The sequence below is a fragment of the Halomonas sp. ISL-56 genome, from assembly GCF_018612805.1.
Lineage (GTDB): Bacteria > Pseudomonadota > Gammaproteobacteria > Pseudomonadales > Halomonadaceae > Vreelandella.
On the sequence record NZ_JAGGRO010000022.1, the window covers coordinates 25058 to 37835 of the forward strand.

The window sequence follows — 12778 nt, forward strand, 5'->3', positions numbered from 1 at the left end:
CCTCGCAAGCCTATCAGTTAAGACACTGATAGCGCTTATTATTGAGCAATAAGTCGATCGTGGCGTGGGCGTTATCTCGCCCTAACGCTACGGTGGCATGTACTTGAAAATGCAGTTGTAAGGGGTCGCCATTATTGGGTAATGACTCAACTTCAACGTGCTGAACCCGTGGTTCAAAACGCTCAATGCACTGCCGAATGGCGCGCTGGATATTCAGCTCTAAATCCAGCACGCCGATCGTTGCATCATTGAAGTCCAGCAACCCCAACTCAGGCTCACAGGCGCTATTGCCCGGATGACTGTTGAGCAGCTCCACTAGGTGGCGCTTGATCGACTCAACAGTTTCCGCCAGCCTTTCATCCTCCCCATGCGCTAACGGCTGTTCAGGCATTGCAAGACGCTCAAACAGACGGTTACCTAGCAGGCTGCCATGGTTAATAGCCATGATGGAGAGGTTCCCTTATTCCTTGTCGAGACGTCCGACTAAAGACAGCTCAAAGTTGGCACCCATGTACTTAAAGTGCGGGCGTACCGACATAGATACCTGGTACCAGCCCGGATCGCCTTCGACATCCGACACTTGAATAGAGGCGGCACGCAGTGGGCGGCGGCTGCGAACGTCAGAGGGCGGGTTCTCTTGGTCGGCCACGTACTGTCGGATCCAGGTATTCAGCTCACGCTCAAGATCCTGACGCTCTTTCCACGAACCGATCTGCTCACGCTGGAGCACTTTAATGTAGTGAGCCAGGCGGTTGATGATGAACATATACGGCAGCTGGGTACCCAACTTATAGTTGGTCTCAGCGTCTTTGCCTTCGGGCGTATTCGGAAATACCTTGGGCTTTTGTACGGAGTTGGCGGAGAAGAAAGCAGCGTTATCACTGCCCTTACGCATCGTTAACGAAATGAAGCCCTCTTCGGCCATTTCGAACTCGCGGCGATCCGTCACCAGCACCTCGGTGGGGATTTTAGCCTGCAGCTGGCCCAGCGCTTCGTAGGTATGGACGGGCAAGTTTTCAACCGCGCCGCCACTTTGCGGCCCAATAATGTTCGGGCACCAGCGGTATTTTGCAAAGCTGTCGGTCAAACGCTCAGCCAGCAGGTACGCTGTATTACCCCACAGGTAGTGATCGTGATCTTCACTGACGGTTTCACGATAGTTAAATGTCTTGATGGGGTTTTCGACTGGATCGTAGGGCATCCGCAGCAGGAAGCGAGGCGCCGTCAAGCCTAAGTAGCGCGCGTCTTCTGACTCACGCAAACTGCGCCAGCGAGCGTATTTCGGCCCTTCAAAAATCGCCTTGAAATCTTTGATATTGGGCAGCTCTTCGAAGCTATCGATGCCGAAGAAAGAGGGCGCCACCGCCGACAGGAACGGCGCATGGGCCATCGCCCCGACCGCAGCAGTATGCTGCAGTAACTTCATATCGGGGGTCGAGGGCGTGAAATCGTAATGCCCGATAATCCCCGCTACTGGCTCGCCGCCAAACTGGCCATACCCGCCTGCGTAAACGTGTTGATAGAGACCACTTTGGGTAATTTCCGGGGCAAACTCAAAGTCATCCAACAACTCTTCTTTGGTGGCATGCAGCACATCAAGCTTAATGTTTTCGCGGAAATCGGTGCGATCAACCAACAGCTTCAAGCCACGCCATGCTGACTCTAGCTGCTGAAAGTTATCGTCGTGGAGAATCTCATCAACTTGACGACTAATTTTGCGGTCAAGTTCAACAATCATGCTATCTACGACGGCTTTGTTAACCTGCGGGGCAGCATTCTCGCCGTTTAACAGCTCGGAAATAAAGGCGGCAACGCCCTGCTTGGCAACGTCGTAGCCTTCATCCGCTGGCGCCATACGCGTCTGCGCCATCACTTGATCAAGTAAAGAAACCTCTTCCTGGGCTTCCGCCGTTTGGCTTTTCTTTTGCGCCATATCACTCATAAGAGATGCCTCGAATACAATCCGGTTACTGGACTAGCACGAAAATAAGAATGCTTAATCGTTACGGTTAGGGTCAGAATCAAGCAGCTCTAGCTCCGCCAACAGTTGCTGACGCGTTTCGTCACTTTCGAGCAGCTTCTGTAAGCGGTCACGAAAAGCAGGTACGTTGCCTAGAGGGCCTTTCAAGGCCACCAACGCCTCCCTTAACTCGACTAACTTACGCAGCTCCGGCACCTGCCGAGCGATACTATCGGGCGCAAAATCATGGAGTGATTTAAACTCCAGATTGACGGCCAAATCGCTTGCTTCCCCCTCTTCTTGCAACCGGTTGGGAACCGCAGCCTGCAAGCCAAGGTTCGCTTCGCGCATAACAGACTGGAAGTTATTCTTATCAACAGATACAGCCTCGCGCTCCTCAATGGGGGTATCTTCCTCCCCACCCTTGAAGTCACCGACCACCAATAATTTCAGCGGCAGTTCAGTCTCGGCCTGCTGATCGCCTGTAGCGGGTACATATTTGATGTTGATGCGCTCTTTCGGCGCGACCGTTCCTTGCTTAGCCATGGTTTTCGCCCGTAAAAAAATAGAACAATTCGATTCAAAGAAGAATGCTTATTAATCGCGGGAAACTACCGGATTTAAGCCTAAAGTACCAAATGCTCCTAAACAGGCATCACTGTCATTCAGAAAACAGGAATATCAGAAAGGCATTTTTTACCGCCATTTTCGCGGTTTTTAGCGACACGATAAGAGAACATTAATTAAAGCTAATTTAAGAAATATGAATTTGTAAGATATTTCTTACAAAAACTGTCAGAGATTTCTTACAAACGGCGAGCAAAATTCATACAAAAGGGGAGCTTAGTGGGGGTAGCTCAATCATTTTTGAGCAGTAAAAATATGGCACTGATGGCACCGTTTCTGCTTAAAACATAGGCAATTCTTTTAGGCATAAAGCATGGCCATGGAAGATGCAACTCTGCGTTACGCAACGCATGTGGATGTAACAAACAGGCAAGCAAGTTCTTGCCCCACCAGGCAATAAGTTGCCCAGCACAGGCAACTTATTGCCTCAGAGAAAGAAACCCATTACCCAGAATCATCATAAGCAACTGATATTTAAGCATTTAAAAATATTGGCCTTGAAGTTGCTCTACTGTTTGTGTCCACGAGACATTCATTTAATTTTCCAGTCAAGGAGCAGACCATGCCAACACCATGTTATATCAGCATCGAAGGCCAAACTCAGGGCAACATCACATCAGGCGCTTTTACCCCTGACTCCGTAGGCAACATCTACGTTGAAGGTCACGAAGACCAGATGCTGGTACAAGAATTTAAGCATGTTGTTACCGTACCTACTGATCCGCAGTCTGGTCAGCCGTCCGGCCAACGTGCTCACAAGCCCTTTATCTTTACTGTTGCTCTGAACAAAGCAGTACCGCTGATGTACAACGCACTAGCGTCTGGTGAAATGCTGCCCAATGTTGAGCTGAAGTGGTACCGCACTTCTGTAGAAGGTAAGCAGGAGCACTTCTTCACCACCACGCTGACCGATGCCACCATCGTTGACATCAACCTGCGCATGCCCCACGCCCAAGACATCCAGAAATCTGAATTCACTCAGTTGATGGACGTGTCACTGGCTTACCGTAAGATTGATTGGGAACACACTGTTGCCGGCACCTCTGGTTCCGACGACTGGCGCGCCCCGATTGAAGGCTAAGCTATCGCTACTAGCCTGAACCAGGCTTGAAAAACACGGCCTGAAACAAGCGAAGCCCCTTCCAACTGGAAGGGGCTTCGTCGTTTCTACTGCCTTGTTACAATGGGCATATTGCGATTGGTATTACGGCAAGGCCCTGAAACTATACAAACCGCCCCAGACCAACGGCTGTCCGAAGACGACCCATCGTTACAGCAGCCTCTTCCCGCGCCCGCTCAGCGCCTTTTTGAAGTACTGCTTCAATATGAGCCGGGTCTTCCATCAGCGCGTTGTAACGTTCACGAGGAGCGCTCAAGTGGGCATTCAAATATTCAAACACCTTATCCTTGGCCTCGCCCCAACCAATACCGTTCGCGTACTGCTCACGCAGGCTGGCGGTCTCTTCCGCTGTCGCAAAGGCTGAATAGATCTGGAACAGCGTGCAGGTATCAGGGTCTTTCGGCTCACCGGGCTCCAGCGAGTTGGTCTTAATCTTGCGCACCAGCTTCTGCAGTTTTTTCTCTGGGGCAAACAGCGGAATGGTATTGTCGTAGCTTTTGGACATCTTGCGCCCATCCAAGCCATTCAGCAGCTGTATTTTGTCGTCTACTACTGCCTCAGGAAGGGTAAAGTGCTGGCCTTTATAGAGGTGGTTAAAACGCCCGGCGATATCGCGGGCCATTTCGATATGCTGAATCTGATCCCTGCCTACCGGCACTTTGCTGGCGTTGAACATCAGAATATCCGCCGCCATCAGAACGGGGTAGCTAAACAGCCCCATGGTAATGCCTTTATCCGGGTCTTGGTTCTCCGCCTCTTCGTTCTCAGCCACCGCTGCTTTGTAGGCATGCGCACGGTTCATCAAGCCCTTGGCGCACACGCAAGAAAGCATCCAAGCAAGCTCGGGGATTTCTGAAATATCCGACTGGCGATAGAAAATCGCATTATCGGTATCCAGCCCTAGCGCCAGCCAAGTGGCGGCAATTTCCAAGCGGGACGCCTGCACCCGCTTTGGATCTGGGCACTTGATCAGCGCGTGGTAATCGGCCAAAAAATAGAACGACTGCACGCTGGGGTCTTGACTGGCTTCGATGGCGGGCTTGATCGCCCCCACATAGTTGCCCAAATGGGGGATGCCGGAAGTGGTGATGCCGGTGAGAACGCGGGTTTTAGCGGTTTGACTCATGTTTTCAGACTCTTAGCTTTCAGGCTCTTAGGCAAATAGGACTATCATAACGCGCAGCATGCCGTGTGGCGAATGGCATCCCTGGCATTTAAACAATGCCCCTCACAACTGCTTAGTCGCCTGCTCCGCTGGTTCGGCTGGTTCGGCTGGTTCGGCTGGCCCGTTGATAAACGGCAACCGATATGCCCTCAATGCTGCTATTCGTGCCCATATCGCGCGTTGTAATAGTCACTTCATCACCACTCACATCAAACGTGACGCCCAACTGATCGAAGGATTCAAATCCCTCGGCGCCAGTTACATCATTTAAAAAATCACTCTCGGTATAAGTAGCGTTAAAGATGCCTTCTAATAACTGACGCCGAGAAGCCATGCTTCTAAATACCGACAACATGCTTTCTGCATTCATTTGAGCTTGTACAGAGGCTCGATAATTACCCGCCAAACGCTCATCAATCAACGCGCTCTGCATGCCTGACATGCCTAGCATCAACGCACCGGCGAGCAGAGCCATAACAATCACTAACGCCGCACCTTGTTGTTGCTTCATGAAGTAGGCTCTCGTGATGAGATTGCTTTATTTCGCTCGCTGATAGTAAAGGTGATTTCATCGCACGTCATATTCACGCTTTCTCGGCAATCGCCAAGGGGCAGTGTGATTAAATGAGACACGTCATCGCTGTTGGTTTTGGAAAGCGTTGGGCAATCGGCTTCATCATCAACCTGAGCAAGATCTAAGACAGGTTGGTTTTTAACCTCGTCTTGCAGCACACAATAATAGTCCGTCCCGCTGTCAGAGTGACGTCCATCGGACACAATAGCGTAGTCAGCAATATCCCCTTTGCGTCCTGCAGCAGTCAGGGTACTTACCGCAAAAATTAATGTCTCTTGTTTACGACTGACCTTGCCAACGGTTTGAAACGTTTGAAAAGAGGTTAAAAAAAGCTGTCCTGCCCCTAAGATAATCACTGCACCTATCGCCATCGCGACCATCAGCTCAACGAGGGTAAAGCCCTTTTGCCTAACTGGCATCACTCGCCTCCACCTGTATCAGGAAGGCGAAGCGTATAGGTAAACACATCAGATCCGGTATCGCCTGCCAAGCTTCCCAGGCCTATCTCAATGGTAAATTCACAACCATCTGATACGATTTTGCTCTCTTGCGCATTCACATTCCGCAAAGGATTTAAATCACTCTCGGCAAACCACTGGGTCTTCCAAGCAGCCTCTACATCAATATCTGCACAGCTATCTACGCCCTCTCTTGCCAGCTCCGCCCACAGCCGCTCTTGCGCATCCACGGCTGCAACACTTGCTAATGAACGCTGGTAGCCAGCATTCGCACTTTGCAACGCTTTAAGCTGCATGGCGGCAACCCCGATCAAGCCGATGGAAAGCACCACCAGAGCGATCAAAGCCTCGATTAAACTAAAGCCTCGCTGCTTTTCCTGTTTACCAGCAAGCATCGGGCAACCTTTCGCCACTCGAATTTAGCGTTATATTATTGTCGCAGCCGTCATTCTGATGGGTACTAGCGGTCAATAAATAGCCGTTACCGCTAACATCTACCGCAATCGTATAGTTGTTTTCGGGAGAGGCGTTACTGATAGGACAATCACTATAGGAGTAAGTCCGCGTATAACAGCGCTCAAGCTCGGAAGCAGCCTGCATAAGGCCTGCATGGGCATCGGTTCGCACTGTTTTTTGCACGTAGCGGGTATAGCTGGGGTAAGCAATGGCGGAGACGATGCCGATGATCACCAGCACAATCATTAACTCAATGAGGGTGAAGCCACGCTGGCCATTCAGCAAAGAACGGCCAGAAAAAGAGTGAGAAACATAAGACACGCGGCTCTACTCCTGTATTAGTTAGCTCATACTGATTCAGTATGTCGCATACTAATACGCATTGCATTCCGCAGCTTATATCAGCTGCTGGCGATCACCTTTTCACGCAGCTCTTTCGGCATAGAGAAGGTAATGGTTTCTTCACGGCCCTGTAGCTCTTCAGGTAGTGCAGCGCCCATGGTTTGCAACTTGGCAATCACGCCTTTGACCAACACTTCAGGGGCACTGGCGCCCGCGGTTACGCCAATGCGTGAAACATTCTCAAGCCACTGCGGGTCAATCTGGTCAGCGTTGTCGATCAAATAGGCGGGTGTGCCCATACGCTCCGAAAGTTCACGTAAGCGGTTGGAGTTTGAGCTGTTGGGGCTGCCCACCACTAACAGTAGATCGCTTTGGGCGGCTAGCTCGCGTACCGCATCCTGGCGGTTCTGCGTGGCGTAGCAGATATCGTCATTACGCGGCCCCTGAATATCGGCAAATTTCTCGCGCAGCGCACCGATCACCTTAGCGGTGTCATCCATCGACAGCGTGGTTTGGGTCACAAAAGCCAGCTTGGTGGGGTCACTCACCTCCAGCTTGGCGACGTCTTTTTCGTCCTCGACCAAGTAGATCCGGCCACCATGGGAGGTATCGTATCGCCCCATGGTGCCTTCGACTTCCGGGTGGCCTTCATGGCCGATCAGGATGCACTCCTGTCCGCGTTTGGCATAGCGCAGCACTTCAAGGTGAACCTTGGTCACTAGCGGGCAGGTGGCGTCGAATACCTTCAAACCCCGTCGTTCCGCATCGGCCTGTACCGCCCGAGAAACGCCGTGGGCAGAGAAAATGACGATAACATCGTCCGGCACTTCATCCAGCTCTTCAACAAACACGGCCCCACGAGCACGCAAGGTTTCGACCACAAAGCGGTTGTGGACGACCTCGTGGCGCACATAGATAGGCGGGCCAAACACATCCAATGCGCGGTTGACGATATCGATCGCGCGATCCACACCGGCGCAAAAACCACGCGGATTGGCTAACTTGATCTGGATGGGCTGTGATTGCGTCGATTGCGTCAGTTGCATAGTAGCGCCTTGATGCGTAAGCACATCGCTTAGTGAATTAATGCGTTGTCACCGGTTTGACGTCGAGCACTTCGACCTCAAACACCAGGGTACGCCCTGCCAGTGGGTGATTGAAGTCCACTTCAATGCGCTCACCGTCAATGGTTTTGACCACACCGGGCAATTCCGTTCCCGCTTTATCGGCAAACGACATCACCATGCCAATTTCCGGGACTTCATCACCAAAATCAGCCCGCTTCAGGGTCTGAATATTTTGCGGGTTGTGCTGGCCGAACGCATGTTCAGGGGTTATCTGAAAGGTTGCCTCTTGGCCTGCGGACATGCCTTTAATAGGGTGTTCAAAACCGGGCGGCAAATTGCCGTCGCCAAACTCAAAGGTAGCCGGCGCTTTGTCTTTAGTGGAGTCCACTAAGGTGTTGTCTTCGAGCTTTAAGGTGAAGTGCAGCGTCACTTCCATACCGTCATCAATCAAATAGTCGCTCATGTCAGCCCTCAATGTACCGTTCTCAACGTTCGATTAATGGGCAGCCCCGTGCGCTTTTTTACGCCGCCGCTCACCCATAATGGATTCCCAGATTAAGGCGACCGCCCCCAGGGTAATCGCAATATCGGCCACGTTAAACGCGGGGTAGTACCACCCCGCTGCGTGGAAAGACAGAAAATCGACCACGTAGCCATGCACCAGGCGGTCGTAGAGATTTCCCAGCGCACCACCGATAATCAGCGGCAGCGCGATCGCCAACAGCTTTTCGTCGTTTTTGATCCGCGCAAGCCACACGGTCAACGCCACGCTGGCACCCACGGCAATCAAGGCGAAGAACCAGCGCTGCCAGCCGGGATGGGTAGCTAAAAAGCTGAACGCAGCGCCGGTGTTGTGCAGCAGCGTCAGGTTAAAGAACGGCAACACCTCTACCGGCTGTGCATAACCCAACTGGCTACTGGCCACGTATTTAGTGGCCAGATCCAAGACAATGACCGCCACTGCTAGCCACAGCCAGCGCAACGGCCGCTGCATCGGCGGCCGTGCGTTTGTATCGCTAGGTGTGTCTTTGCTAGGCATGTTTTTATCAAGCATAGTAGCGAATCTCACCGCTTCCCTCGGGGAGGTTGCTGATACAGCGACCACATAGATCGGGATGATCCGCATGAGTACCCACATCGGGGCGGTGGTGCCAGCAGCGCTCACACTTGGTGTTGTCGCTGGCGTTAACCGCCACTTTCAGGCCCTCAAGCTCTGTCGCTTCCGCGTCTACATCACCGGCTTCAGCAAGTGGTTTCAGCGTCACTTCGCTGGTCAGCATCACAAAGCGCAGCTCGTCGCCCAGTTTGGCCAGCATCGCCTGCAACTCATCATTGACGTATAACGTCACTTCAGCCGCCAGGCTGCCTTTAATCACTTTGGCATTACGGGCATCTTCCAGGCACTTGTTGACCGAGTGCTTGACCTCTAGCACCTGTTCCCAGAAAGCACGGCCCAGCTCGGCGTTATCATCCAAACGGCCCAGATCAGTGTAGTAGGTCTCTAGCAGCACGCTGTCGCCGCGCTTACCGGGGATATTCTCGTGAATCTCCTCAGCGGTGAAGGAGAGGATCGGCGCGATCCAGCGGCTCAGCGCTTCCACCACATGATAAAGCGCGGTTTGCGCACTACGCCGGGCCAGTGAATCGGCCTGGGTGGTGTATTGGCGGTCTTTGATCACATCTAAGTAGAAGCCACCCAGCTCTCGGGCGCAGAAGCCATGCACCTGTTGGTAGACATCCAGGAAGCGGTACTCTTCGTAGGCTTTTTCAATGCGCGCCTGTAGCTGGTAAGCACGATCCACCACCCACTGATCCAGCGCCAGCATATCGCCAAACGCCACCTGGTTCTGCTCTGGGTCGAAGCCGCTAAGGTTCGAGAGCAGGAAACGGGCGGTGTTACGAATCCGCCGGTACACATCCGAGGTGCGCTTCAGAATTTCGTCTGACACCGCCATTTCGCCGGAGTAGTCGGTGGAAGCGACCCATAGGCGCAGGATATCGCCGCCCAGCTTATCCATCACTTCCTGGGGCGCGACCACGTTGCCTAGTGATTTGGACTGCTTGCGCCCCTGGGAGTCGACGGTAAAACCGTGGGTTAGCAGCTGACGATACGGCGGATGTCCGTCAATGGCCGAACCGGTCAGCAGCGACGAATGGAACCAGCCACGGTGCTGGTCGGAGCCTTCCAGGTAGAGATCCGCCCGTGGGCCGCTTTCGTGGCCATGGGGGTGCGAGCCGCGCAGCACATGACGGTGGGTGGTGCCAGAGTCGAACCACACATCAAGCGTATCGGTGACTTTGTCGTACTCCGCGGCTTCTGCGCCCAACAGCTCCGCCGGGTCGAGCTTGAACCAGGCATCGATGCCCTCTTGCTCAACGCGCTTGGCCGCCTCTTCCATCAGCTCCACGGTGCGCGGGTGCAGCTCGCCGGTTTGCTTATGCAAGAAGAATGGGATCGGCACGCCCCAGTTACGCTGGCGGGAGATACACCAATCCGGGCGATTGGCAATCATGCTATGCAGACGCGCCTGGCCCCAGGCAGGCGTAAACGCTGTCGCTTCGATACCTTCCAAGGCACGCTCGCGCAGGGTTTTACCGTCTTTGCCTTTGATGTCCATGCCCACAAACCACTGCGCCGTGGCACGGTAAATCACCGGCGTTTTGTGGCGCCAGCAGTGCATATAGCTGTGCTTGATGGGGATGTGCGCCATCAGCGCATTGACTTCGCGCAGTTTTTCAACAATCTGCGGGTTGGCCTTCCAGATCATCTGGCCGCCAAAGAACGGCAGGTCATCAACATAAACGCCGTTGCCCTGCACCGGGTTGAGCATGTCGTCAAACTCCATGCCATGCTCGCGGCAGGTGATAAAGTCATCCATACCGTAGGAAGGCGCGGAGTGAACGATACCGGTGCTACCCACTTCAGACTCGACGTACTCTGCCAGATAGACCGGCGAGAGGCGGTCATAAAAAGGATGACGGAAATTGATCAGATCGAGATTTTTGCCCTGCGTGGTAGCAATCACTTCGCCCTGCAACTCAAAGCGTTCCAAGCAGCTTTCCACCAGCTCTTCCGCCAGCAGCAGCAAACGCTCGCCGGTATCCACCAGGGCATAAGTAAACTCAGGGTGAACGTTCAGCGCTTGGTTAGCCGGAATCGTCCACGGCGTGGTAGTCCAGATAACCACAGCGGCCGGTTTCGTTAATTCGGTTAACCCGAAGGCAGCGGCAAGCTTATCGGCATCTTCCACCGGGAAAGCCACGTCAATAGCGTCGGACTTCTTATCGGCGTACTCAACTTCGGCTTCCGCCAGCGCCGAGCCGCAGTCAAAGCACCAGTTAACCGGCTTCAAGCCTTTAAACACATAGCCCGCATCGACCATCTCCGCTAACGCTCGGATTTCACCCGCTTCGTTAGCGAAATCCATGGTGCGGTAAGGGTGATCCCAATCACCAATAATGCCCAAGCGCACAAAGTCAGCCAGTTGGGTTTCGATTTGCGCACCGGCGTATTCACGGCATAACTCACGCGCTTTGCTAGGCTCAAGGTGCTTACCGTGGGTAGTTTCGACCTTGTGCTCAATGGGCAGGCCGTGGCAGTCCCAGCCGGGCACATAAGGCGCATCAAAACCGGCTAAGTTTTTTGACTTAACAATAATATCTTTAAGAATTTTATTAACAGCGTGACCAATATGGATGCTGCCGTTGGCATAGGGAGGGCCATCGTGCAGCACAAACAGCGGCGCCCCCGCACGCGCTTCACGCAGGCGCTGGTAAATGTTCATATCCTGCCACTGGGAAACCCGCCCCGGCTCCTGCTTCGGCAGCATGCCGCGCATGGGGAAGTCAGTTTCAGGCAAATTCAGCGTGTGCTTATAATCCATGGTCTCGTCAGCCGTTGTTAGCATCGGCGTCATCCGCCGAAGAAGAATCAGAAGAAATCGTATCACGCCCAAGCGGGGCCGAGGCCAGCGGAAGAGAATAGTCTTGCTTACCCTCGTCTTGCTCAACATCGTCTTGCTTAACATCGTGGCGCTGAGCACTGTTTTTCTCACCCATCGCCGCTGTTAGATAGTGGCGAGCGCGGGCCTGATCACGTTCAATTTGCGCTTTAAGCGCTTCAAGGCCGTCAAACTTCACCTCGCCCCGCAGCCGTGCGCAGGGAAATACCGTCATGCGTTGGCCGTAAAGATCACCATTAAAATACAGCAGGTGTACCTCTAGCGTCGGCCGATCTGAACCCACCGTGGGGCGGAAGCCCACATTCGCCACCGCCGGGTAGCGCTCACCGTTTTCAAGTACCGCCATGACCGCGAAGACCCCCCGCAGCGTTAATGGCTGGGGCATCAGCGGCAAGTTGGCGGTAGGTACGCCAATGGTGCGCCCCAACTGCTGGTCACGCACTACGCGCCCGTCTAACGAGTAGGCGCGGCCCAGCAAACGCGCTGCAGCAGAAAAATTGCCACTGGCCAGCAATGTGCGAACCCGCGTACTGGAAACGCGTTCGTCATCCACGGTAAAGGTGCGGGTGTGTTCAACCCCGAAGCCCTGTTCACGCCCCACTTCTGCTAGCAGCGCGAAATCGCCGCGGCGATCGCAGCCAAAGCGGAAATCATCGCCCACCACTAAGTGCTTAACGCCAAGCCCATCGATCAAAACCTGGTCGATAAACTCACGCCCGGTGAGGCTGCGCAGTGCATCGTTAAACGGCAGAACCAGCACTTGCTCGGCGCCAAAGTCGCGCAATAGCCGCACTTTCTCACGTAGCCGGGTTAAACGCGGCGGCGCTTGATCACCGGCAAAAAACTCTCTCGGTTGGGGCTCGAACACCACAACGGTCAGCGGCACACTCCAGCGCGCCGCATGCTCACGGCACTGCTGCAGGATGGCTTGATGGCCACGATGCACCCCATCGAAATTTCCAATGGTCGCAACGCAGCCACGATGAGCCGCTTTTAGGTTGTGCAGACCTCGAATGACGCGCATGGCACCTCAGCCGTTGGAGGATA

At 53.7% G+C, this 12778-nt stretch carries 14 protein-coding genes; 1 reads left to right on the forward strand and 13 read right to left on the reverse strand.

The genetic code is table 11. From position 1 onward, the window contains the following. Positions 1 to 13: 13 nt before the first annotated feature. From tssE to tssB, 3 genes are read right to left on the reverse strand one after another with little or no spacing between them, the layout of a single operon-like run. Complete coding sequence (tssE, locus tag J7J49_RS18595; protein ID WP_215094766.1) at positions 14 to 445, reverse strand: type VI secretion system baseplate subunit TssE; 432 nt, start codon at positions 443 to 445, stop codon at positions 14 to 16. Positions 446 to 460: 15 nt separating this feature from the next. Next, on the reverse strand, positions 461 to 1942 hold the full coding sequence (gene tssC / locus J7J49_RS18600; RefSeq protein ID WP_064235141.1) for a type VI secretion system contractile sheath large subunit: 1482 nt from the start codon (positions 1940 to 1942) through the stop codon (positions 461 to 463). A 54-nt stretch (positions 1943 to 1996) separates the two neighbouring features. Then, positions 1997 to 2506, reverse strand: coding sequence for a type VI secretion system contractile sheath small subunit (gene tssB / locus J7J49_RS18605; RefSeq protein WP_064235142.1), 510 nt, complete (start codon positions 2504 to 2506; stop codon positions 1997 to 1999). A gap of 643 nt (positions 2507 to 3149) precedes the next feature. Between tssB and J7J49_RS18610 the strand changes: the two genes are divergently transcribed. Then, positions 3150 to 3668, forward strand: a complete 519-nt coding sequence (locus J7J49_RS18610; RefSeq protein ID WP_035580474.1) for an Hcp family type VI secretion system effector — start codon at positions 3150 to 3152, stop codon at positions 3666 to 3668. A 142-nt stretch (positions 3669 to 3810) separates the two neighbouring features. Here J7J49_RS18610 and J7J49_RS18615 read toward each other — a convergent pair whose 3' ends face one another. The 10 genes from J7J49_RS18615 to ribF form a co-directional block, all read right to left on the reverse strand. Further along, positions 3811 to 4833: a tryptophan--tRNA ligase gene (locus J7J49_RS18615; protein WP_215094768.1), complete on the reverse strand. Its 1023-nt coding sequence runs from the start codon at positions 4831 to 4833 to the stop codon at positions 3811 to 3813. Positions 4834 to 4945: 112 nt separating this feature from the next. Then, the gene (locus J7J49_RS18620) at positions 4946 to 5383 is read right to left on the reverse strand and encodes a PilX N-terminal domain-containing pilus assembly protein (RefSeq protein ID WP_215094771.1); all 438 of its coding nucleotides are present in this window, start codon (positions 5381 to 5383) and stop codon (positions 4946 to 4948) included. Continuing rightward, on the reverse strand, positions 5380 to 5865 hold the full coding sequence (locus tag J7J49_RS18625) for a PilW family protein (protein ID WP_215094773.1): 486 nt from the start codon (positions 5863 to 5865) through the stop codon (positions 5380 to 5382). The genes J7J49_RS18620 and J7J49_RS18625 overlap by 4 nt, the downstream gene beginning before the upstream one ends. Then, positions 5865 to 6299 carry a type IV pilus modification protein PilV gene (gene pilV / locus J7J49_RS18630; RefSeq protein ID WP_215094775.1) on the reverse strand — a complete coding sequence of 145 codons (435 nt, stop codon included), beginning with the start codon at positions 6297 to 6299 and terminating at the stop codon, positions 5865 to 5867. The genes J7J49_RS18625 and pilV overlap by 1 nt, the downstream gene beginning before the upstream one ends. After that, entirely contained in the window at positions 6286 to 6681 is a 396-nt protein-coding gene (locus J7J49_RS22715) for a type IV pilin protein (protein ID WP_353048398.1), read from the reverse strand. Before J7J49_RS22715 ends, pilV begins: the two co-directional genes overlap by 14 nt. Positions 6682 to 6761: 80 nt before the next feature. Then, the gene (gene ispH, locus J7J49_RS18640) at positions 6762 to 7748 is read right to left on the reverse strand and encodes a 4-hydroxy-3-methylbut-2-enyl diphosphate reductase (protein WP_215094777.1); all 987 of its coding nucleotides are present in this window, start codon (positions 7746 to 7748) and stop codon (positions 6762 to 6764) included. A 37-nt stretch (positions 7749 to 7785) separates the two neighbouring features. Further along, positions 7786 to 8232, reverse strand: a complete 447-nt coding sequence (fkpB, locus tag J7J49_RS18645) for an FKBP-type peptidyl-prolyl cis-trans isomerase (protein ID WP_215094779.1) — start codon at positions 8230 to 8232, stop codon at positions 7786 to 7788. A 33-nt stretch (positions 8233 to 8265) separates the two neighbouring features. Next, positions 8266 to 8823 (reverse strand): signal peptidase II, encoded by a 558-nt coding sequence (gene lspA / locus J7J49_RS18650; protein ID WP_502793521.1) that lies wholly within the window; start codon positions 8821 to 8823, stop codon positions 8266 to 8268. Continuing rightward, positions 8816 to 11677: an isoleucine--tRNA ligase gene (gene ileS / locus J7J49_RS18655; protein WP_251048398.1), complete on the reverse strand. Its 2862-nt coding sequence runs from the start codon at positions 11675 to 11677 to the stop codon at positions 8816 to 8818. The genes lspA and ileS overlap by 8 nt, the downstream gene beginning before the upstream one ends. After that, the gene (ribF, locus tag J7J49_RS18660) at positions 11661 to 12755 is read right to left on the reverse strand and encodes a bifunctional riboflavin kinase/FAD synthetase (RefSeq protein ID WP_215094781.1); all 1095 of its coding nucleotides are present in this window, start codon (positions 12753 to 12755) and stop codon (positions 11661 to 11663) included. Before ribF ends, ileS begins: the two co-directional genes overlap by 17 nt. Between the last annotated feature and the right edge of the window lie 23 nt (positions 12756 to 12778).

Bases quoted from the DNA above. Each gene is read 5' to 3' on its own strand.
- tssE (WP_215094766.1), bottom strand. From the start codon at position 445: ATGGCTATTAACCATGGCAGCCTGCTAGGTAACCGTCTGTTTGAGCGT.
- tssC (WP_064235141.1), bottom strand. From the start codon at position 1,942: ATGAGTGATATGGCGCAAAAGAAAAGCCAAACGGCGGAAGCCCAGGAA.
- tssB (WP_064235142.1), bottom strand. From the start codon at position 2,506: ATGGCTAAGCAAGGAACGGTCGCGCCGAAAGAGCGCATCAACATCAAA.
- J7J49_RS18610 (WP_035580474.1), top strand. From the start codon at position 3,150: ATGCCAACACCATGTTATATCAGCATCGAAGGCCAAACTCAGGGCAAC.
- J7J49_RS18615 (WP_215094768.1), bottom strand. From the start codon at position 4,833: ATGAGTCAAACCGCTAAAACCCGCGTTCTCACCGGCATCACCACTTCC.
- J7J49_RS18620 (WP_215094771.1), bottom strand. From the start codon at position 5,383: ATGAAGCAACAACAAGGTGCGGCGTTAGTGATTGTTATGGCTCTGCTC.
- J7J49_RS18625 (WP_215094773.1), bottom strand. From the start codon at position 5,865: ATGCCAGTTAGGCAAAAGGGCTTTACCCTCGTTGAGCTGATGGTCGCG.
- pilV (WP_215094775.1), bottom strand. From the start codon at position 6,299: ATGCTTGCTGGTAAACAGGAAAAGCAGCGAGGCTTTAGTTTAATCGAG.
- ispH (WP_215094777.1), bottom strand. From the start codon at position 7,748: ATGCAACTGACGCAATCGACGCAATCACAGCCCATCCAGATCAAGTTA.
- fkpB (WP_215094779.1), bottom strand. From the start codon at position 8,232: ATGAGCGACTATTTGATTGATGACGGTATGGAAGTGACGCTGCACTTC.
- lspA (WP_502793521.1), bottom strand. From the start codon at position 8,823: ATGCTTGATAAAAACATGCCTAGCAAAGACACACCTAGCGATACAAAC.
- ileS (WP_251048398.1), bottom strand. From the start codon at position 11,677: ATGCTAACAACGGCTGACGAGACCATGGATTATAAGCACACGCTGAAT.
- ribF (WP_215094781.1), bottom strand. From the start codon at position 12,755: ATGCGCGTCATTCGAGGTCTGCACAACCTAAAAGCGGCTCATCGTGGC.